This is a genomic window from Zoogloea sp. LCSB751 (assembly GCF_002028455.1).
Taxonomy (GTDB): Bacteria; Pseudomonadota; Gammaproteobacteria; order Burkholderiales; family Rhodocyclaceae; genus Zoogloea.
This window is the reverse complement of sequence record NZ_MWUM01000337.1, coordinates 1-259: the sequence shown is the minus strand read 5'-3', so window position 1 is coordinate 259 and position 259 is coordinate 1. Positions and strand designations below refer to the sequence as shown.

The following is a 259-nucleotide window of genomic DNA, read 5'->3' as shown; positions in this document are numbered from 1 at the left end:
GAACGTGAACTAGGGAACTGGAAAGATTTTATTGAAGTGATGCTTCGTAAATAATTTTCGGTAATGTGAGTTGGGCGCTGTGTTCTTTCAATCGCCATGATGGTGTCGTTGTTGTACAGAGTAGTTGACCGCATTTCAAAGCAAAAAGGCGACATATTATTATGTCGCCTTTTTTGTTTCTTATTCCGGCTTCTCTTTCAACGGGAAGCGTCTGCGCACCAGCACAAAGAATAACGGTACGAAGAAAATAGCCAGAACG

2 protein-coding genes are annotated in these 259 nt (G+C 42.1%); one reads left to right on the top strand and one right to left on the bottom strand.

Going from position 1 to position 259, the window contains the following annotated elements:
• A partial coding sequence (gene ypfM / locus B4920_RS29195; RefSeq protein ID WP_139379719.1) for a protein YpfM occupies positions 1-54 on the top strand: 54 nt, incomplete at its 5' end.
• Here ypfM and B4920_RS30150 read toward each other — a convergent pair.
• Positions 29-259, bottom strand: a 231-nt coding sequence (locus B4920_RS30150) for a hypothetical protein (RefSeq protein ID WP_216820089.1), incomplete at its 5' end; no start/stop codon positions are given. The two genes, ypfM and B4920_RS30150, sit on opposite strands and share 26 nt — an antisense overlap.